Below are 19776 nucleotides of genomic sequence, written 5' to 3'. Positions count from 1 at the left end.
CCGCGCCGGGCGCCCCCCGCCCGGGGGGGGGGGGCCCCCCACCCCACCCCCCCCGCCCCGCCGGCCCCGCCTTTTAGCGGGCGCGGGCCGCCGGGGGGGGGGGGCCCCCCCCCCCCTCGGTCATGGGCCTACTGGCCGGACTGCTGCTCAGTGCGGCGCAGGAACTGCCGGGCACCGCGCAGTGTGGTGCGCAGGGTCCGTTGGGTTGCACGGCTGTCGAGGCGAACGTCGAGTGCGCCGGGAAGGGTGCTGTCGGCCCGCAGTCCTGTGGGTAGTCGGGAGGCATCAAGACCGTCCCGCTCGGCGATGAGCAGGCCGAGCTCGTGACGGCTCACCGCGTCGGGGCCGGCGAGGTGGTGGATGCCGGTTGTGTCGGTGGCCGCCAGTTCCAGGAGGGCGGCGGCCAGGTCGGTGACGTGCACGGGGCAGCGGATGTCGTCGGTGAACAGTGCACCGTCGCGCGTGCCGTCGGCGAGTTCGTGCACCGTCTGTTCGTGGGCAGATCGTCCGTAACCGATGATCAGCGATGTCCGGGCGACAGCGGCCTTCGGATGCACGGCGAGGACGCCGGTCTCTGCGGCGGCTTTGGCCGCGCCGTAGGGGGTGACGGGGTCGGGGAGGCTGGACTCGTCATAGTGGACTCGCGCGCCGGAGAACACTGCGTCGCTGGACACGTGGACCATGCGGGTTCCGTACGTTGCCGCGAGCATCGCGAGGCGGATGGGGCCCTGTGCCGTGGTCGCCCAGTCGGCCAGGCCGCTCGACGCGTTGAGGACGAGCTGGGGGCGCACCTCGGCCATGATGGCGTCCAGGCTTCCCGTGTCCCGCAGATCGAGGTGGCGCCACGCGGTCGGGGAGACGGGACCGGGCTTGGTTGCGTACGTCGCGACGGTCGTGTGCCCCGCTGCTACCGCTTGCCGGACCAGCTCGGTCCCGAGGAAGCCGCTGCCGCCGACGATCAGAACTGTCATGGCGACAAAGTAGACCGGCTCCGCGACGGTGCAGGCAGTCTCCCTGGAGTTTGGGTGACCGCCCTCATCCATCAGTGTGTTGGTGGGGGAGGCCAGACGTAGCGGACGTCCCCCGTGGTGGTCGATCGCGACCTCCCTGGCCTCGAAGGCCGGCTGGAGGACAGCGCGTCCAGCAGTGGGCGGCACGGCACTGACTTTCCTCGGATGTACGAGATCCCGCCCGACCTTGTGCTCGGGCGGGATCTCGTCGCCACTTTTGGAGGGGTCAGGACGGGTTGGTGTCTTCGATCTCTTCGAGGAGAGCCCTGCGCTCCTCGCCAGAGATGGTGTCCTCGTTGACGCTGTGTATGGCCCAAGGGATCTCGCAGGGCCCCTCGTGGTTGGGGTCCGGGCACAGGACGTCGGTCAGCCGGTCCAGAAGTTCCTCGTGTTCCCTGGGGGTGGCTACGATGGCCAGCTCCACTTGCCACGACATCCTCACCGAGATCGACAGCGGCAGCTTCACCAGGAAGCAATAGCCGACGGAGCCTCCACCAGCGACCTGGGGCGAGCCTCGTGTCTGACCGGTACCCCGAGTCGTAGCTTGTGGTCCATGACACGGACTCAGGGGACCGGACGCCGAGCGGCCGCGGCGCTGGTGGCGACGGTGGCACTCGCGGCGATGGCGAGTGCGCCGGGGGCCCTCGCAGCGCCGGCTTCGAAGCCCTCCGCACGGCCGGGGGCTTTCGTCTACGTCGCGAACCTCCGCTCCGACACGGTTTCGGTGATCGACATCCGTACCGGCGCGGTGGTGGACAGCGTTCGAGTGGGCGACGGGCCCGACAGCGTGGCCGTGACTCCCGACGGCTCGCACGTCTACGTCACGAACTCCGCGGCGGACACCGTGTCGGTGATCGAGGCCCGCACCAGGACGGTCATCGACACCATTGCCGTGGGGGAGGAACCCAGCAGGGTCACGATCTCACCGGACGGACGGCACGCATATGTGGCCAACGTGAGGTCTGACGACGTCTCGGTGATCAGCACCCGCACGCGGAAGGTCACGCACACCATCGAGGTGGGGGACTCGCCCCTGGGCCTTGCCGTACTGCCGGACGGCTCCCGCCTCTACGTCGCCAACGCAGCCTCGGACGACGTCTCGGTGGTCCGGACCGACACGAACACGGTCGTAGGCACCGTCCCCGTGGGCAACGGGCCCACGGCACTGGCCCTCACCCCGAACGGCCGCCAGCTCTACGTCTCCGACCTGACCTCGGACGACCTGTCGGTGATCGAGACCCGCGGTAACACGGTCACGGCCCGCATCCCGGTCGGAGTGCAACCCGCCGGCGTCGGCGCCAGCCCTGACGGATGCCAGGTCTACGTGGCCAATATCGGCTCGAACAGCGTGTCGGTGATCAGCACCCGTACCTATGGCGTCACGGACACCATCGAGGTGGGCGCCGGGCCCAACGGACTTGCCGTCAGCCCCGACGGCTCCCACGTCTACGTCAGCGAATTCGACGCGGACAGGGCGTCGGTCATCGACACGGCGACCGCTCGGGTCACGGGCACCGTGCCCGTAGGCGACGGCCCGACCGGCGTCGCGGTCACCCCGCGCAAGCCCGGTCCGTGACCTACGGGACGCCCCTGCTGAGCCCATGACCAGTGTCGGTCACTGGGGGAACCGCACCGAACGATTCAGTCCCACCTTGACCGAACCTCAGCCGGAAACAGACATCACCGCACGAACCGCCCTCTCGGAACCTCTCCGGGTACACAAGGGCGAGGACGAGACAACCCATCAGGGAGCCGGCCACGACGAGGCCGACGAGGTCGACGACGCCGGCCTGACCCTCATCGCCACCGGCGGCGTCCTCGACGTCCTCTGGCTGCTTGGCCGAGCTCCCTGCGCGAGGCCGTGGACGCCCTGGTCGGCCTGGCCCCCACCCTGGACGAGGTGATGAAGGCAGTACGGACGAAGGCGTTCGTGATCCTGGACGGCACCCTGCTGCCGATCGATCGGGGCGCCGCCGATACCTCGCCTTTCCCGACGACGGCCCCCGCCAAGGGGGTTGGCGTTCCAGGTGCGCTCACGTAGCATGCGGGCAAAACATGAGTCGCACTCACATTAAGGCCGCGTGTGATCACCTACCATTCCGAAGCCCGCCTGTGGCTGTTGAGCACGCCCGGCACCTCCTATGCTCTCCAGCTGGATGCCGACGACGTCCCCCGGCACGTGCACTGGGGCCGGCCGCTGACCCTGGAGCAGGCCGTCGTGATCGCGGCCGACCTGCCCGCCGAGGACCCCGGCGGTGACGATCCCGGCGCCGAGGAATATGTGGTCGAGGGCGGCCTGCGGTTCGGGGCGCCGTCGCTGACCGTCCGGTTCGACGACGGCGTGCGCGGCTTCGAGTGGCGGTTCGTCTCGCACAGCGCTGAGGACGGTCTGCTCACGCTCTCCTTCACCGACCGCGTCCGCTCCCTGGGTCTCGACCTGCACTACCGAATCCGGGACGGCCACGACCAGATGGAACGCTGGGCGGTCCTCACCGCGGACGAGCCGGTGGACGTCCTGCGGTTCGACTCGGCCGCCTGGACGGTGCCCGCCCGCGACGACTACCGGGTCAGCCACGTGGTGGGGGAGTGGGGCAGGGAGTTCCAGCTCCAGCGCGACCGGGTGCCCATCGGGGAGACGGTGTTCACCAGCCGCCTCGGCATCACAGGGCAGCACGCCGGACCCTGGCTGATGCTCGACGCGCACGACGCCACCGAGAAGCACGGGGAGGTCTGGAGCACGGCCCTGGCCTGGAGCGGCAGCCGACGGGTCACCCTGCGCCGCGACCCCTACGGCCGCGCCTCCTGGACGGGGGGCTTCGGTCACGAGGGACTGGTGTGGAAACTGCTCCCGGGCGAGCGTCTGGAGACCCCCGTCTTCACCGGACTGTATGCCCCCGATGGCTTCGGCGGCACCAGCCGTCGCTGGCACGCCTACGTCGAGGGCCAGGTGCTGCCCGCCCGGCGGGCCGAACGCCCGCTGATCTTCAACTCGTGGGAGGCGACCGAGTTCGACGTCAGCGAGAAGCAGCAGACCGAGCTGGCCGACCTGGCCGCGGGTCTCGGCGTCGAGATCTTCGTGGTGGACGACGCCTGGTTCGGCTCCCGCACCAGCGACGCGGCCGGGCTCGGCGACTGGTGGCCCAACCCCGACCGCTTCCCGGACGGCCTGGGCCCGCTCGCCGACCACGTTCGCGCGCTGGGCATGGGCTTCGGGCTGTGGGTCGAGCCCGAGGGGGTCAACCCCGACAGCGACCTGTTCCGTGCGCACCCTGACTGGATCCTCTGCCAGGACGGCCGTCCGCGCACGCAGGGCCGTAATCAGCACGTGCTGAACTTCGCCCGCCGCGACGTCCGTGAATGGGCGGTCGAATGGCTGGTCAGGACCGTCACCGAGCTGGACGTCGCCTTCCTCAAATGGGACATGAACCGCTCCTTCAGCGAGGCGGGGCAGCCGGGGGCCGCCGACCCCGACCGGGTCTGGATCGAGCACACGCGCGGCGTCTACGAGGTGATGGACCGGCTGCGCGCAGCCCGTCCCGACCTGTACTTGGAGTCGTGCGCGGGCGGCGGCGGGCGGGCCGACCTGGGCGTACTGGCCCGCGCCGACCAGGTCTGGACCTCCGACAACACCGACGCCGCCGAACGGGTCGCGATCCAGCACGGCCACTGCCAGCTGCTGCCTGCCCGGACCATGGGCGCCTGGGTCACCGACAGCCCGAACAGCTTCACCGCCCGCCCGACCTCGGTCCGGTACCGCTTCCACGTCTCGATGGCCGGGGCGATGGGCATCGGCGGCGATCTGCGGAAATGGAGCGAGGACGAGCTGGCCTGGGCCCGGGGGCTGGTCGAACAGTACAAGCGGATCCGGCCCGTGGTGCACGGCGGCGCCCTGTACCGCCTCGGACATGACGCCGTGCAGTACCTCACCGAAGACGAGGTCGTCGTCTTCCAGTTCCGGCCGTCCGGGCTGAACCGCACCGTCGCCCGCACTCGGCTGGAGGGCCTCGACGCCCGTGCCCGCTACCGGGACGAGGACACCGGCGCCGTCCACGAGGGCGCTGTCCTGCTCAGCCACGGCCTCCCGCCGCTGCTGACCTTCGACTGCACCAGCCAGCTCGTGCACCTCAAGAGAGTGCCCCGATGAGCCTCGCCCCCGCACGGCCCGAGGCTCTCGCCGAGCCGACCCGCAAGGTAGGCCCCGGCTGGATCGCCCTGTACGTGCTGGCCAACACCGGGCTGTTCATCCCGATGCAGGTCCCGAGCACGTTTCTGATGCCCGAGCAGATCGCCCAGATCGACCCGTCGGGCAAGATAGGCAGTTACGCCTGGGTCAGCATGGTGGGCGCGATCTCGGGCATTGTCATCGCGCCGCTGGCCGGCGCGCTCTGCGACCGCACCACCGGCCGTTTCGGCCGCCGCCGGCCGTGGATGCTCGCGGGCTCGCTGGCTTGCATGGCAGCGCTGATCTATACCGGCATCCAGACGACGGTCGTCGGGGTCGCGCTCGGCTCTCTCTCGCTGTCCGCCGCCTTCATGATCATTGGTGCCGGGATCGCCCCGGTGGTACCCGACCGGGTTCCCGCCGCGCAGCGCGGTGTGGTGCTGGGCTGGGCCACGGTCCCGCAGGCCGGCGGCATGATCGCGGGCGGGCTGCTGCTCGGGCTGGTCGCGGGCTTCTCCGCGCAGTACGCGCTGATGGCCGCGTTCCCGCTGCTGATCGCGCTGTTCGCGGTGGTCATGAGGGACCCGCCGCTTCCCTCCGACCATCGCGAGCCGTTCTCGCTGCGCACCTTCCTGGACGGCTACCGGATCAGCCCGCGCGCGCACCCCGACTTCGTCTGGGCGATGAGCTCCCGGTTCATCATGGGGCTGGGCTACGGCCTGGGCACGCTCTACATGCCGTACTTCCTTGACGACGTCCTGCACTACGAGCAGTTGTACCCCGGCCAATCCACCGATGACGGCCTGCTCATCGTGGTCGGCGTCAACTGCCTGGCCACGATCTCGACGGTCGTCCTCAGCGGCTGGCTCTCCGACAAGCTGGGCAAGCGCCGCATGCTCGTCTTCATCGGCGGCGTCACGATGGCCGTCGCCGCGATCCCGCTCGCCCTGTCGCCCACCTGGACCATGACGCTGGTCGCGGCCGTCATCCTGGGCCTGGGCTTCGGCGTGTACCTGGCCGTCGACACCGCCCTGGTCACCGAGGTGCTCCCTGCCTCGGCCGACCGCGGCAAGGACATGGCCCTGGCCAACCTGATGACGTCCCTGCCCTACGTCCTGGTTCCCCCGCTCGCGTCGGTCGCGATCGGGGATCTGGGGGGCTACCGCTCGTTGTTCCTCTGCTCCGCGGCCATGTCCGCGCTGGGCGCGGCACTGGTCTGGAAGGTCAGGAGCGTCCGCTAGGGCGCTCCCCGACGTGTCGCCAGCGACCGGATCCGATCGTTCAGGTAGCTGTTGAGGACTCGTTTGCACTCGGCGATCAGCTGGGGGTCGCCCTGCGGATCGGTACGGAAGGCAAGTCGCAGCACGCCGTCCGCGCATTCCAGTGCCACCCGGGTGGCGATGTCCAGTTCGGCGTCGTCCTGAACGCCGGACAGCGACGCGGTCAGCGAGCGCAGCCGTCCGGCGACCGCCGTGTTGTTGTCCAGGGCCGGATCGAGGGTATGGTCCCGGCCCACTGCACCGAAGTCGACCACGCCGAAACCGGTGATCGTCCGGCGCATGGCGACGTACTCCTCGACGGCCACCTCGACGACGTCCGAGATGCCTTCCGGTTCCTCGCGCTCCAGCCGGACCGCGACCCGCTCCAGGAAGGCCTCGAGGTTCCGGGCGGCGAGCGCGCCGACCAGCCCCTCCTGGTCGGAGAAGAACTGGTAGAGGGTACCGATGGGCACCTCGGCCCTGCGAGCCACTTCCTTGGTGGTCAGCCCGGCGTAGCCGACCTCGTCCAGGAGCTCGGCGCAGGCGTCCAGCAGCCGTTCGAAACGTTCGACGCTGCGCTTCTGCACGGGCCGGCGGCGCAGCGTCCCCGGGGGGCGATCTTGGTTCACGGTTCCATCATCCCATCAAGCGAGCTAACGTGAGTCGTACTCATATTTTGGAGGTTGTCGTACATGAAGCTGGGACATCTGCCGGCGGAGTTCATCTGGGGTGCCTCGACGGCGTCTTACCAGATCGAGGGCGCCACCAAGGAGGGCGGCCGCGGACCGTCGGTATGGGACACCTTCACCGCCCGCCCCGGTATGGTCCGCGACGGGCACACCGGTGACGTGGCCTGCGACCACTACCACCGGTACGAGGAGGATCTGGCGCTGATGGCCGAGGCGGGCCTCACCGGCTACCGCTTCTCCATCGCCTGGCCCAGGATCCAGCCGACCGGCAAGGGCGCGGTCAACCTCCAGGGTCTGGACTTCTACGACCGGCTGGTCGACGGCCTGCTCGCACGCGGCGTCGAACCCGTTCCGACCCTGTTCCACTGGGACCTCCCGCAGGGCCTCGAGGACGAAGGCGGCTGGCTGAGCCGCGACACCGCGTACCGCTTCGGCGAGTACGCCGCCATCGTGGCCGACAGGCTGGGCGACCGCGTCCAGAAGTGGATCACGCTCAACGAGCCGTTCATCCACGCGGTCTGGGGCTACGGCCTCGGCATCCACGCCCCGGGCCGCACCCTGTACCTGGACTGCCTGCCGGTCGTCCACCACCAGTTGCTCGGCCACGGCCTCGCGCTCGGGGAGCTGCGGGCGCGCGGCCTCCAAGTGATGATCGCGAACAACTGCACCCCGGTCTGGGCCGCCTCGGACGCCCCCGCCGACCAGGCCGCCGCGCAGGCCTATGACAACCTCCACAACCGCCTGTTCAACGACCCGATCCTCACGGGCACCTACCCCGACCTGTCGGCCTACGGCGCGGACGCCACCCTCGGCGGCTCCGTCCAGGACGGCGATCTCGAACTGATCTCGGCCCCGCTGGACGCGCTCGGCGTCAACTACTACAACCCGACCCGCATCCAGGCTCCGACGTCCGAGGGCCTGCCGTTCGAAGAGGCCCCCATCGAGGGCTGCCGCCGCACCGCCTTCGGCTGGCCCGTCGTCCCTGACGGCCTACGGGAACTGCTCGTCGGCCTCAAGGAGCGCTACCCGGCCCTCCCGCCGGTCTACATCACGGAGAACGGCTGTTCGGTCGAGGACGTCGTCACCGCGGACGGCTCCGTCCCCGACCTCGACCGCATCGACTACCTGGACACCCACCTCCAGGCCGTCGACGCCGCCGTGGCCCAGGGCGTGGACGTCCGCGGCTACTTCACCTGGACGCTGATGGACAACTTCGAATGGGCCGAGGGCTTCCATCAGCGCTTCGGTCTCGTCCACGTCGACCACGACACCCAGGTCCGCACCCCGAAGGCGTCCTTCGCCTGGTACCGCGACCTCATCCGCGCTCAGCGCGGCTGAGTCGACCGCCGGGCTCGCGCGACTACCGCACGAGCTCCGGCGGATTCCGGATGCCGGGCTCTCATCCGAGCGGCTGTCCGGCGGCGGCCATGAGATCCGGCCGGAACGATCTTGCCCAGCGTTACCGAGCGCTGACTCATGGCGACGCGACCGTGGACGACGTCCCGCGGTTCGGGCAGGGGCCCGCCGCCGTAGCCGGCTCAACCGAGGCCCGGCCTGTTCGCGCGGGGTTGCGGGGCTTGAGGGGGCTACGGCCGCGTCGTGGAGCTTCAGGCGCCGCCAGCGTAGTGCGCCAGGGCTTGCTCGACTTGTGCGGCTGTCGCTGTGATCGCGGTGGTTCCCCGCCCTAGCTGGCAGCAGGTGACGTGGACGCCCCCGGACCACGGCCGGAGGCACCCACCCCAGCGCCATCGGGCAGGCGTGGCGGCCCCGTCCTTGAGCCACACTACGATGCAGGGTCGTCGATGGGGGGCGCGTTCCGGGGGGACCAGCTCTACCCGGCTGACGTCCGACCAGGCGATCCTGGTCCGGGTTCGTCCCGCAGCCAGCTCGATGGCACCGTGATCGATGCGCAGTTCCAGTCGTTGCTGCAATACCAGGACAAGCAGGAGGAGTCCCAGGATCAGATCTACGGCCATGACGCCGATGGTCACCGGTGGCGCCGTGGTGAACGCCCCGCCGCTTACCACCGCTGCGATGGCGAGTGGCGTGAGGGCGCCGATCGCCCATCCTGAAGGACCTGTCAGACGGCCGCTGAAGACGGCGCGGGTGTCGGATAGTTGCCGAAGGACGCTGAGTTCGTCGGTGAACCCCTGCCAACGGGGCCCGACGAAATGTGTGAATGCGGCCGCCAGTTCTTCGTTGCCGGGCGCCAAATCCTGCCGGTCAAATACGTAGCCGCCAAGGGTCCGGTCGTAGGGCATCAACCAAAGGCTCCCTCTGTCGGGTGGTTGCGTCCTGACCAGCACGTAGTGCCGCCCCCTTTCAGCACCCCAGACAGCCACGACACTGGTCACCGCCCCCCACGGCAGCCGCAGCTGACGGAACGCATGCCGCATGCTGGCACCCTCGGAATCCAGTGTGATGCTGGGTGGCCGGACCATCGGAACCACGGCGCATACAACGACCAAGCCCGGGGGGACGAGCCACAGAGCTGCCGGGACCGGTGGGGTCGGGGGTTCGAAGAGGACGAAGAATGCGGCGACAGAGAACACGCCGAAAAGGAAGGCACCCGAGGCGGCGGCCAGCAGGTTCTCGTGCCACGGCCTGCCGAACCGCACAGTTGACGCTTCGCCCAGACCGTGGTCGACGTCCCACAGTCCGCCGGCAAAGGAGGAGATCGCGGCCTCCACTTCACCGGGGCGCCTCTCCTTGAATCGCCTCAGGTCGCAGAACACGAGAGCTTGTCGACGCCCGTCGATGTACGGCTCCACCCTGAGGCGCCGACGCGGAGGAGCGGCGTATCCGCGGCGCGGGACGATCAACAGCTGTGGCGGGCTGACGTTCCATGCCCGCGTACGGACGGTGGTAATACGCCGTACGTCCTGCCAGTGCATCTCGACGGAGCTTTCGTCGATCGTCAGCCGCAGTCCGTCCTGATCGACGCGCAGTAAGTAGCGGCGCGGTACGCGATGCAACTGGTAAGCGCCGTATACGAGGCTGCTGCACGCGAGGAGGGGCGTCACCGAGCCGGCCAAGGCGATGATGCTGATGGAGTGGGAGAGCCATAGGACGTAGAAGAACGCCGCCGCTCCGGGCGGACAGGTGATGGCGAAGTAGAGCAGGAGCCGCTGCCAGATCACCCGACGCACATTGGTCCGGAACGTGACGGGCTGGCGGGTCGCGGTTTCGGAGACCGGTGTCCGGGGCTCTGCCCTGGCCCCCGGCTCAGGTTGTCTCGGCAGGTAGGCCGGGTTGGGTGCGAGAGCGATCTGGCCGGCACTGTCACTGCCTTGCTGGCGGGGCTGGGGGCTGAGCGTACGACGCAGTTCGTCGTAGAGACAGCTCAAGGTGAGGTAGGGACCGGCGTCTTCCACCCCTTCCGCAATCAGGCGTAGCAAACCGCCAGTGAACAGGGTGTGCCGATCTCCCGCGCGCGCAATGGCGGGCAGATTGGCGGATGTCGCAGTCAGCGTGTACGCACCGAACGTGTCGGTCTGCGCGAATGCCGAAGCCGCCACGTCCGTCCCCATCGCATCCACGATCGCGCGACCGCTGTAGCAGCAGTCCAGAATGATCACCCGGTTGCGGGCCCGGCTCGCAGCCACTGCCTCGCGGATTTCGGCGAAGCGCACCGCGGTGTACAGCGGTTCGTCCGGGTCGCTGCGGGAGAGGGCCAGAAACAGTTCGCCGGACTCCGGATCGATGAGCCCGTGTCCGGCGAAGTACACCAGCAGAAGGTCTTCCGCCTCCCTGGACGCCTTCCTGATCTCCTGACACACGGCCCGGTCATCGGATTGATCGAGCAGCGTCCGGCAGTGACCAGGGGAGAGGCCGGTCACGGTGGGCAGTAGATGGCCGAGCTGCACGATGTTGCCGGTCACCCCGGGCAGGTCCTCAAGCCCGGAGTTCGCGGCGTATGTGCGGGTACCGATCAGAACCGCACGTGAGGTGGCGGGGTCCGGCAGTCTCATTGATCGGTACCGCGTCGCCGCTGATCGTCGAGTGTCCGGTATATGAGGGACTCGGCATCTCGGACATTGTCCGCCTTGAGGCGGACCTTGTCGCCGGCGCTGCTCGTCAACTCGATCTCTACACCGGAGCGCTGCTGTCGGATCCACAGGGGAAGGGACCGCGCCAACGCGCCTGCGGCCCCGGAGCCGAGCGACAGGAGAAGCCCTTCAAGGGCACCACTGCCCATATGTTCGGGATCTTGCGGCCCGAGCACCAGCTTGATTCGGCCGCGCAGCTCGACTTCGTTCCCAAGCCATTCCCGTAGACGTTCCAGCAACGGGACGTCAAGGTTCCGCTCTGCTGAGCGCACTTCGATCCGGACGTCCATTCGATCCCCCCGCAGCAAATGGTCGCGTTCCCAGAAGAGTTTGTCAGATCGGAACGGGAGACGACATGGGCCGGCCGTACCACCGTTCCTACGGGGGTCTGCCCCCGGACCATCTCCGCGTCGGCTGCCCGGACGGCGGTGACCTTCTTGTCCACGCGGATCAGCATGAGCTCCAGTCGGCGCCCATGACACAGCAGCCGCGAGCACGCTGGTCGGGCGTGGCGCGGACCCGGACCGGAGACTGCCGGACGGAACGACCCCTCTTCTGCGGGCGGTGGACGGCGGCTCTCGGGCGATGACGAAGGCCCTGCTGGGGCACGATCCGCTGCGGCTACCCCAAGCCGAACGAGAGCGGCTGCTCGCATTGGCCCGGCATGGGTACGAGCGGGGTGCTGAAGTGGAGCTCCGCAACAGAACAGGGGAGTCCGGCCCCGTCCACGAGGAGCAGGGCGAGGACGGCGAGTACGACCAGTACGAGGACGTTGCCCGACTGACGCTCGGCGGCTTCACGGTCCGTGCCGGGCACGGCATCGTGACACCCGTGGACGAACTGGTGGACAGGGCCCTGGCGCAAGGCGAGTGGCACCATGCCGACTGGCGGTCCGCGGAATCCGTCCTCGCCCTTCGCCGCGACCCGGAAACGTTCCTGGCGGTGACCGCGTACCGGCACCATCCGGACCCGGGCCGCCGCCTGTTCGTCCTCTCCGTCTTCCAGTCCTACCGGATGCAGGTCTACCTGGACATCTGGTCGCGGCAGGGAGTCCCCTTCGGGAAGGAGACGGCGGTCGTCCTCGTGGCCTGGGCCATGGACGGGGAGGAGGAGGACCCGCACATCCTGGCCAGGGTGCTCTCGACCCTGAGGGAGCTGAGACACCCGGAACTGGAGGCCGTGGGACTACGGCACGCCGGCCACCCGAGCCCCGCAGTCCGGGCCGAGTTCCCCGACCTCGGGTTCGACTGGGCCACCTGGCGCGCTCCTCTGGGCGCGGCCAGGGACGCCCTGCTGCTGCTCGCCGCGGACGTGGATCCGCGCGTGCGAGGCAGGGCCGGCGAGGCACTGATCTTGCCCGACGACGGGAGCGGCAAGGTCGCCTCGGCCATCGTCGGTCTGCTTCGCGATCCCGAATTCGAGGTGCGGAAATACACGGCGGACCGCATCGAGGCTTGTGCGGCGAGATCGTCCGCATCCCGGCCGTGGCCGAGGCCCTCATGGCCGTGCGGGACGAGGACGCCTCAGCCGGCACGTGACGGTACGGGCCAGGTCCGCAGGATTATCAGGCGGTGCTCGTGATCGAGATGGGCGACGTGAAGGAGGGCAGCCGCACTGCCGGCGTCCAGCGCCAGTACACCGGCACCGCAGGCCCCATCCGAAAACTCCCACGTCGCGGTCCACCTCGCCTACGCAGGCCGGCACGGACATGCCGCACGGGACCCCGATCCCCACATTCCGCGCTCACGGACCGATCAGCCCGACCGCTGCCAGGCCGCCGGACTCGACCCGAACACCGCGTTCGCCACCAAGGCAGGGCCGGGTAGGTCCCGGGGCGAGGAGTAGCTCCGGGGGGTGAGGCGGGATCGTTTCCTCCACGGCCGTGCGGGTGACGGTCGCCGCACAGGCATGTGCTGGCGGACACACTGACTCCCCGCAAGACGTCCTCGAGGGAGCGATTACATGAAGAACCTCCGAAAGGCTACGTGGACGGGTGGTGGCAGGGGTTCGAGCTGAACGATCCCGAGGACGGTCTCTGCTACAACACGCAGGGTGAAGCAAACCGGCCGACCAACCACACCGACCGCCTTGCCGTTCTGTACCGGGGTACGGGCTGCCAGGACGGCGCGGTGGTGACCTTCTTCGAGCCGGGTCAGGGCGGCCCCGATCACTTCGGCTCGGTGAAGTTCCTGGTCAGGTAGGACGGTACGAGGAGCGCCGCGACCTCACCGCGACCGGTCGGCGAAGGCCATGGCGAGGGTGTGGGCCCGGAGTCCTCGGCCTGCGCCCAGAACTCCGTACTCCGCGCCCACCGGGGTCGACGCAGGCCGTGCATTGAGACGGCGGTACGCCGACCAGGAGGACGACCCCGCACCACACCACACCCGGTGCGCCCGAGGACGACCAGCGGGCGCACCACCCTCAGAACCCGGACCGCAGCATGGCCAGTCGGCCGGCCGCTGAGCGCACCACGGTGCGCACGCATCGTCGGCCCGGTGCCGGCCACCGGGACATCGGCCATCGAGCCCTGCGGTGCGGCTGGTGCATTCTCCAGGAAGCCAGCGTGTTGAACCTGGGGAAGCTCACCGGGGCGAGGGCCGTTCAGCTCTTGCGGCCCATTCGCGTGAACCGCAGGTGAGCCTCATAGACGGGATGTGCGACGGGGCTGCTCTTGGCGATGTAAATGCTCTCTCCCTTCCGGGCCGTCCTGAAGAGAGAGGCGTATTGCGCGTCGCGCGGGTCGCTGTGCGCGGTTGCCTGTGACACCTTGGTGTAGTCATGGGAATTCCACACGCGCAGGAACACTTTGTGCGTGTTTTGGCTGGGCTCCAGTCTTACCCACCCTTCAAAGAATCCGTCGTCCGGAACGACGTAGTGCCGGACGCCGTTGCCCGTGGGATCTGTGGGCAGGTCGACGGAATCCTCGAACCAGCCGCCGGTGACGTTGAGGGTGCCTCCGACGTCGAGGTTGCCGATTTCGAGGTCGGGCCTGAGGACGCTGACCTGGGTAGAGAGGATGCGGATGACGGGGTTGGTGGGGTCGCCGGTGGTGGCACGGAGGTAGAAGGTGGTGTCGGACTTGATGTCGTCGAGTTCCAGCCCGGTGCGGTTGGTGACGTCCCGTTCGACACCGGGGTACAGCAGGTCGTATGTGGCGTTGGCGGAGCGTTCCCAGGTCAGCTTGATGTTGCCGCCGTTGGGGATGATCGAGGGTTCGCACTGGAAGTTGCGCAGGTAGAAGTCGGCCGGGAACTTCCCGATGTTGAAGACGGTGGTCCGGTCCTGGAACGCGGAGGATCCGGTGCGGGATGACTCCGTCAGGGTCAGGGGAGCGGTGCCGACCTTGCGGCTGACGGGGATGTCGGACAGCTGGATGGTGCAGCCGAGGTCCGGGCCGATCGGCGTATGACTGGCCGCGGGCGAGAACACGAACTCCTTCGCTGCGGCATCCAGGTGGCTGCTCCAGCCGGTGAGACTGATCCTCGGGGTGACCTTCGCCAGGTCGGTGGCGAGGTCCGGCGACATGGCGCCGGCCGGCACCTTCACCCGGATCGACCTCACATCCGCCGGGGTGGCGCTCTGCCGGGAGACGGAGATGACGATCTCCCCGATCTCCTCCGGGGCCTGCGGGTTCTCCGGTGAGGCCTTCAGCGGGCTGGGGGTGGTGGTGACGGCGTACGACAGCAGGGGGTCGTTGGCGGCGGTGCCTGCGTCCTGCATCTGGACGATCAGGGTCACGAAGACTCCTCGGGGTTCGGTGGCCGCGCCATCCCGCCCCCGGCGCGGGATGGCGCACAACAACGGAGTGTTCCTTCAGTGGCGGGCGCGGCTGTGTGCGACGACGTCGTCGAGGGTGAAGAGGCCGGAGGGGATCTCGAGTTCGGCGAGGGGGAGGGGGAGGTCGTACTGTTCTGGCTGAGAATGGGCAGCTTGTGGCAGGTGCCCCCGCGGTTCTCGCGCTGTCCGCCACGGGGGCTTGTCTCATGCCGGCGATCGCGGTCTACGGGTAGGGAGTAGCCAGTTCATCCCTTCCGAACCCGAACCACTCGACGCTCGGGTTGGCGTTCGTGGAGGCTTTGAGCTTGATTTCCTCACCCTTGAGCACCGGGATCGACAGGTAGGGGCTGTGCCCCTCCCCGAGGGGCGTCAGGTAGTGGAGGCCCCTGCCTGCGTCGACATAGAGATTTGCGCCAATGGCTCCCTGGAGCCGTGCGGTGAGGATGCCATCGGTCTTCGCGCGGGTTTTCAGCCACCGCTCTTTGAATCCAATGAAGAGTTCCTGCCGCGTGAGGACCTTCCCCGTGATCGCCAGTTCACCGCCTACGGTGAGGTTGCCGACTTCGAGGTCGGGCCGGGTGACGGTGACCTGGGCGGAGATGATGCGGATGACGGGGTTGGTGGGGTCGCCGGTGGTGGCGCGGAGGTAGAAGGTGGTGTCGGACTTGATGCCTTCGATGTCGAGGCTGGTCCGGTTGGTGACGTCGCGGTTGACGTCGCCGTAGAGGAGTTCGTAGGTGGCGTTGGCGGAGCGTTCCCAGGTGAGCTTGACGTCGCCGCCGTTGGCGATGATGGACGGCTCGCACAGGAAGTTGCGCAGGTAGAAGTCGGCGGGGAACTTGCCGAGGTTGAAGATGGTGGTGCGGTCCTGGAAGGCGGAGCTTCCGGTGCGGGAGCGTTCGGTGACGGTGACCGGGGCGGTGCCGACCTTCCGGCTGACGGGGATGTCGGACAGCTGGATGGTGAACCCGGTGTCGGGGCCGATGGGTGCGTGGCTTCCGGCGGGTGCGCAGACGAACTCCTTGGCGGCCGCGTCCAGGCGTACGGTCCAGCCGGTCAGGCTGATGCGGGGGCTGATCTTGTTCAGGTCGGTGGCGAGGTCGGGTGCCATCGTCCCGGCCGGGACCTTCACCCTGATCCACTCCACATCGGCCGGCGTGCCGCTCTGCCGGGCGACGGAAATGATCACCTCCCCGATCTCCTCGGGGACCTGCGGATTCTCCGGCGATGCCTTGAGCGGGCTCGGGGTGGTGCTGACGGTGTAGGACAGCAACGGGTCATTGGCCGCGGAGGTGTCGGCGTCCTGGGTCTGGGTCACGACGGTCACAAGGGGGCTCCTTCAGCGTGGCGGGTTCTCAGTGGTCGGTGCGGCTGTGGGCGACGGCGTCGTCCAGAGTGAGGAAGCCGGAGCGGATCTCGGGTTCGGCGAGGGGGAGGTCGTACTGGTCCTGGCTGAGGATCGGCAGCTTCTCCCACTCACCGCCGCGGTTCTCGGACCAGCTCCAGGTGCCGACGACGCCGGCCGGGACCGGCATGAGGACGGTTTCCTCGCTCTCGCCCTGGCTGCCGCGCAGGGTGGTGGTGGCGGCCAGGAGCGGTCCGGTGCGGAAATTCACGCTCATGCGGGCGATCGCCTGAGCGGTGAACTCCTGCGGGACGAAGACCTTCTTGGTGGCGAGGATGTCGGTGGTGGCGTGCACGGCGGCCCGAGGGTCCAGCAGCACGGTGGCGACCGCGGTGTTGTGGTCACCGAAGTCCAGTTCCAGACTGGGCTTGTCGCCGATCGGCCGAAGGTACTGCCCGCCGCCGGCGGAAGGGTCGATGACCGTCTCGAAGTGCTCGTAGTCGTCGTCGAGGACGTAGCCGACCAGGCCGTCGTCGCTCTGCTGCGCCTCGCCGAGGCGGATCGCCCACGGGTAGCCGGGCAGCTCGGAAGGCGAGGGCTCGAAGAGGTTCTGCCAGCTGACATCGGTGCGCAGGGGGCCGCGCAGGTTCATGGTGAGGCGGGTGCGGACCAGGGCGAGCGGGCGGCCGAGGAGGAAGCCGAGGCCGGGGTCGGCCGGGCCGTCCGGGTCGATGGTCTCCAGGGTCCGGTCGACGGTGGCGCGGAACGCGTCGAAGGTCTGCGGGCCGCGGGTCTTCACGGCGTTGAGCAGCCGGTAGGGGTGAGGAGCCACCGTTTGCAGCTGTTCGAACCGGGTCACCTCGGAGCCGGGCAGGGCGGACCAGGAGACCTCCCGCCCGCCTCCGGCGTTCAGGGTGACGCGCAGTTCACCGAGCGCTGCTCCGTCCGGGGCGTATACGACGAGGGACTGGTCGAGGCGGTTGTGCAGCAGCCACGCACCGACGGGGTTGGCGCCTGGGGTCAGGTCGGTGTCCTCGTCGGTGGTGGCGGCGAGGAAGTCGAAGCGCAGCCGGGCCGGCTGGAGCAGGCGCGGGCCGAGCTCGACCAGCCGGTCGGAGTCCTCGTCGCTGACGGGGTGGGCCGGGCGCATGGTGTCGGGCATCTCGGGGCGGAAGTGCGCCGGGTTGGTGATGAGGTTGACGGAGCGTCCGAACCGGTCGACGACGGCCAGGTCGAGGAAGGCGAGCTGGCCGGCGCGCAGGTCCTGGAAGGTGGAGACGGGGTCGGGGTCCCAGTCGCTGGCCTTCAGGGGGCCGGGGTCCGGCGGGGGGTAGTCACCGTTGCCGATGAGGGTGGCGAGGTCGCCGGCGGGCTGGAGGCCGGCCAGCGGTTGGCGTTGGGCGATGGCGGCGCCGAAACCGTCGAGAGCCTGGGAGAGGTAGTCCGCCTCCCGGGCCTGAGTGCGGACGCTCCGCAGGGCGTCGGCGGGCAGCTGGTCGCGCACACGGGCGTAGCTCTGCAGGGTGCCTTCGACGATGTGGCCGGCACTGGGGGCCAGGATCTGGCGGCCGGAGACGACCAGCGGGGTGCCGGGCTCTCCGGTGCCCTTCCACTGGTAGCGGGAACCGTCGATGAACTCCCAGTGCGCCGTGTCACCGTCGCGCAGCGGCAGGGGGAAGTATTCGGCCTTCCACAGCAGGAACAGCGGCTGCCAGGGCATCGCCCAGGGTGCGGTGCCGTACTCGGGCAGGGTGCCGGTGACGTCCCGGATCGCCCCGGTTTTCAGGGCGCGCTCGAGGATGAGGAACTCGCTGAGCAGAGCGGGGAAGCAGGGGGGCTGCTGGCCGGTGAGGTTGATCTGGGCCGCGGTGGCGGCGACGTCGGTGGTGGTGATGCCGGAGGCGCGGGTGACCAGGCGTTCGGGGGTGCGGCAGGGCAGGGCGGTGTCGCGGGTGAGCGGGGCGTGGAGGTTGGCGCCCTGGAGGGTGAGGACCGGGTCGGCGCTGTACTCGAAGTCCTCGGCGGGCACCCGGATCAGGCGGCGGGAGGCCCTGGCCCCGTAGGCCGGGTACAGGATGTCGATGCGCGCGGCCAGATCCGTCTCGCTCTTGCCCCAGGGCAGTGCGGCGCGCTGCCCGGCCAGCTCGTGGGCGAGGGCGACGACACGTCCGGCTGCGCCGTCCGCGTTGCCGGGGTCGAGTTCGTCCTCGATCCGGCCGGTGAAGTCCGGGGACTTCTTGCGCAGGTGGCTGAGCCACCACAGGTGGTAGAGGTGCTCGCGGGCGGTGTCGAGCTCGGCTTCGGTGGCGTCGTGCACGGCTTGGCGACGGTTGAGGTCGGCGACGGTGTCGGCCTCCGCGGCGAGGGCCGCGCGGGAGGTGGTGCGGCCGGTTTCCTCTCCGCGTTCGCCGATGAACCAGCGGTATCCGCCGGGCACGGGGCCGAAGGCGCTGTCGTGGGCGCGGCGGTCGGTGAGGATGTCGGCCTCGGGCCGGTCGCGCTCTTCCAGGGCGTCGATGCCGCCGAGCAGGAACGCCCGGAACAGGTCGGCCTCGTCCCCGGACAGCGCGCCTTCGCCGCCGGCCTGCGCACCGAGTTCGGCGACGGCCTCGGCGATGCTGTTGGACACGATCGGGGTGACGTCGGCGGGGGCCGGGCAGGGCGAGTCGGGGACGGGGCCGGTGAGGTCCCAGTCCAGCCCCAGGACCGTTCCGGAGTAGACGGAGGAGCGGATGCCGCCGCCGGAGCCGACGGGCGGCTTCCACTGCAGGCGCTCGAGCAGCGCGGCGAGGTCGTCGGTGCCGGCGAGGATGTCGCTGTCCGGCTGGGCGTACCAGCCGGCGACGAGGTAGCTGAGCCGCTCCCGCGCGGGCGGTTCGCCGCCCGTCGCGTCGAGGAGGGTGTCGTGGAAGGAGAAGACGTTGCTGTTGTAGGGCTGGAAGACCGAGAAGGTCAGCAGTCCGGGGCCGATCGCGGTGAGGAACGGGGCGTGCGCGTCGACCGGTTCCCGCCAGGGGCCGGTGAGTTCGTGGCACTTGCCGATCAGGGTCGGGGCGGCTTCCTCGCTGTCGGGGTCCTGGAAGGAGACGGTGCCGTTCATGGGGTCGAGGTAGTCGCTCTCGACGATCCACGCCTTGAGCTTCCGGGCGCTGTCGGTGTGGCGTACGACGAGCCACCGGTTGGGCACCAGGGGGAAGTCACCGACGCCTTCCTCCTCGTCGTGGCGGCCGCGGGTGAGGGCGGCGGGCAGTTCCCACTGGAGGTAGACGCCGAGGCGGTCCTCCCGGCCGGTCCACTCCTCGGGGCTGGAGAACGGGGCGGGCTCCGCGGGGACGCCTTCGCCGATGCTGCTGAAGTTGGTGATCCAGCGGTGGAACACATGCGGGGTTGCGGTGTCGCGAGTGGCCCGGTTGACGGCGAGGGCCGCGACCTCGACCGGCACGATGAGGGTGGTGTCCACGGACATGGCCCGAGGTCCTTTCGGG

At 69.4% G+C, this 19776-nt stretch carries 14 protein-coding genes and 2 pseudogenes; 8 read left to right on the top strand and 8 right to left on the bottom strand.

Annotated elements, in window-relative coordinates:
- Positions 1-128: 128 nt before the first annotated feature.
- Both ACWF9Z_RS18890 and ACWF9Z_RS18885 read right to left on the bottom strand, forming a co-directional pair.
- Positions 129-971 (bottom strand): SDR family oxidoreductase, encoded by an 843-nt coding sequence (locus ACWF9Z_RS18890; protein ID WP_453603467.1) that lies wholly within the window; start codon positions 969-971, stop codon positions 129-131.
- Positions 972-1236: 265 nt separating this feature from the next.
- On the bottom strand, positions 1237-1476 hold the full coding sequence (locus ACWF9Z_RS18885) for a hypothetical protein (protein WP_453603465.1): 240 nt from the start codon (positions 1474-1476) through the stop codon (positions 1237-1239).
- A gap of 87 nt (positions 1477-1563) precedes the next feature.
- On the opposite strand from ACWF9Z_RS18885, the gene ACWF9Z_RS18880 reads away from it, so the two are divergent.
- The 4 genes and pseudogenes from ACWF9Z_RS18880 to ACWF9Z_RS18865 all read left to right on the top strand — a co-directional run bounded on the left by ACWF9Z_RS18880 (position 1564) and on the right by ACWF9Z_RS18865 (position 6413).
- Positions 1564-2586, top strand: a complete 1023-nt coding sequence (locus tag ACWF9Z_RS18880; protein WP_453603464.1) for a beta-propeller fold lactonase family protein — start codon at positions 1564-1566, stop codon at positions 2584-2586.
- 279 nt (positions 2587-2865) lie between these two features.
- Positions 2866-2988: pseudogene (locus ACWF9Z_RS18875) on the top strand (IS5/IS1182 family transposase); the annotation flags it as partial.
- 105 nt (positions 2989-3093) lie between these two features.
- Positions 3094-5154, top strand: coding sequence for an alpha-galactosidase (locus tag ACWF9Z_RS18870; RefSeq protein ID WP_453603463.1), 2061 nt, complete (start codon positions 3094-3096; stop codon positions 5152-5154).
- On the top strand, positions 5151-6413 hold the full coding sequence (locus ACWF9Z_RS18865) for an MFS transporter (protein WP_453603461.1): 1263 nt from the start codon (positions 5151-5153) through the stop codon (positions 6411-6413). The genes ACWF9Z_RS18870 and ACWF9Z_RS18865 overlap by 4 nt, the downstream gene beginning before the upstream one ends.
- Here ACWF9Z_RS18865 and ACWF9Z_RS18860 read toward each other — a convergent pair.
- Complete coding sequence (locus tag ACWF9Z_RS18860; RefSeq protein WP_453603459.1) at positions 6410-7060, bottom strand: TetR family transcriptional regulator; 651 nt, start codon at positions 7058-7060, stop codon at positions 6410-6412. The genes ACWF9Z_RS18865 and ACWF9Z_RS18860 overlap by 4 nt on opposite strands.
- A gap of 63 nt (positions 7061-7123) precedes the next feature.
- Here ACWF9Z_RS18860 and ACWF9Z_RS18855 point away from each other — a divergent pair, with 63 nt between their 5' ends.
- Complete coding sequence (locus ACWF9Z_RS18855; protein WP_453603457.1) at positions 7124-8458, top strand: GH1 family beta-glucosidase; 1335 nt, start codon at positions 7124-7126, stop codon at positions 8456-8458.
- Positions 8459-8727: 269 nt separating this feature from the next.
- On the opposite strand, the gene ACWF9Z_RS18850 is transcribed toward ACWF9Z_RS18855, so the two are convergent.
- Positions 8728-11091 (bottom strand): caspase family protein, encoded by a 2364-nt coding sequence (locus ACWF9Z_RS18850; RefSeq protein WP_453603455.1) that lies wholly within the window; start codon positions 11089-11091, stop codon positions 8728-8730.
- On the bottom strand, positions 11088-11459 hold the full coding sequence (locus ACWF9Z_RS18845; protein ID WP_453603454.1) for an effector-associated constant component EACC1: 372 nt from the start codon (positions 11457-11459) through the stop codon (positions 11088-11090). The genes ACWF9Z_RS18850 and ACWF9Z_RS18845 overlap by 4 nt, the downstream gene beginning before the upstream one ends.
- Positions 11460-11754: 295 nt before the next feature.
- On the opposite strand from ACWF9Z_RS18845, the gene ACWF9Z_RS18840 reads away from it, so the two are divergent.
- The 3 genes and pseudogenes from ACWF9Z_RS18840 (at position 11755) to ACWF9Z_RS18830 (ending at position 13370) form a co-directional block, all read left to right on the top strand.
- Positions 11755-12750: a hypothetical protein gene (locus ACWF9Z_RS18840; protein WP_453603452.1), complete on the top strand. Its 996-nt coding sequence runs from the start codon at positions 11755-11757 to the stop codon at positions 12748-12750.
- A pseudogene (locus ACWF9Z_RS18835) lies at positions 12729-12981 on the top strand (transposase); the annotation flags it as partial. The gene ACWF9Z_RS18840 and the pseudogene ACWF9Z_RS18835, both read left to right, overlap by 22 nt.
- A 173-nt stretch (positions 12982-13154) precedes the next feature.
- Positions 13155-13370 carry a hypothetical protein gene (locus ACWF9Z_RS18830; protein WP_453603450.1) on the top strand — a complete coding sequence of 72 codons (216 nt, stop codon included), beginning with the start codon at positions 13155-13157 and terminating at the stop codon, positions 13368-13370.
- A 400-nt stretch (positions 13371-13770) separates the two neighbouring features.
- On the opposite strand, the gene ACWF9Z_RS18825 is transcribed toward ACWF9Z_RS18830, so the two are convergent.
- The 3 genes from ACWF9Z_RS18825 to ACWF9Z_RS18815 form a co-directional block, all read right to left on the bottom strand.
- Entirely contained in the window at positions 13771-14907 is a 1137-nt protein-coding gene (locus tag ACWF9Z_RS18825; RefSeq protein ID WP_453603448.1) for a hypothetical protein, read from the bottom strand.
- A gap of 262 nt (positions 14908-15169) precedes the next feature.
- Positions 15170-16273 carry a hypothetical protein gene (locus ACWF9Z_RS18820; RefSeq protein WP_453603446.1) on the bottom strand — a complete coding sequence of 368 codons (1104 nt, stop codon included), beginning with the start codon at positions 16271-16273 and terminating at the stop codon, positions 15170-15172.
- A 28-nt stretch (positions 16274-16301) separates the two neighbouring features.
- Complete coding sequence (locus ACWF9Z_RS18815; protein WP_453603444.1) at positions 16302-19757, bottom strand: hypothetical protein; 3456 nt, start codon at positions 19755-19757, stop codon at positions 16302-16304.
- Positions 19758-19776: the final 19 nt, after the last annotated feature.

The organism is Streptomyces sp. NPDC054961 (assembly GCF_053609145.1).
This window is presented reverse-complemented; position numbering and strand designations above follow the sequence as displayed.

What these genes read in the sequence shown, in the direction of transcription:
- ACWF9Z_RS18890 (WP_453603467.1), bottom strand. Translation starts at nt 971, where the DNA reads ATGACAGTTCTGATCGTCGGCGGCAGCGGCTTCCTCGGGACCGAGCTG.
- ACWF9Z_RS18880 (WP_453603464.1), top strand. Translation starts at nt 1,564, where the DNA reads ATGACACGGACTCAGGGGACCGGACGCCGAGCGGCCGCGGCGCTGGTG.
- ACWF9Z_RS18865 (WP_453603461.1), top strand. Translation starts at nt 5,151, where the DNA reads ATGAGCCTCGCCCCCGCACGGCCCGAGGCTCTCGCCGAGCCGACCCGC.
- ACWF9Z_RS18855 (WP_453603457.1), top strand. Translation starts at nt 7,124, where the DNA reads ATGAAGCTGGGACATCTGCCGGCGGAGTTCATCTGGGGTGCCTCGACG.
- ACWF9Z_RS18850 (WP_453603455.1), bottom strand. Translation starts at nt 11,091, where the DNA reads ATGAGACTGCCGGACCCCGCCACCTCACGTGCGGTTCTGATCGGTACC.
- ACWF9Z_RS18845 (WP_453603454.1), bottom strand. Translation starts at nt 11,459, where the DNA reads ATGGACGTCCGGATCGAAGTGCGCTCAGCAGAGCGGAACCTTGACGTC.
- ACWF9Z_RS18840 (WP_453603452.1), top strand. Translation starts at nt 11,755, where the DNA reads ATGACGAAGGCCCTGCTGGGGCACGATCCGCTGCGGCTACCCCAAGCC.
- ACWF9Z_RS18815 (WP_453603444.1), bottom strand. Translation starts at nt 19,757, where the DNA reads ATGTCCGTGGACACCACCCTCATCGTGCCGGTCGAGGTCGCGGCCCTC.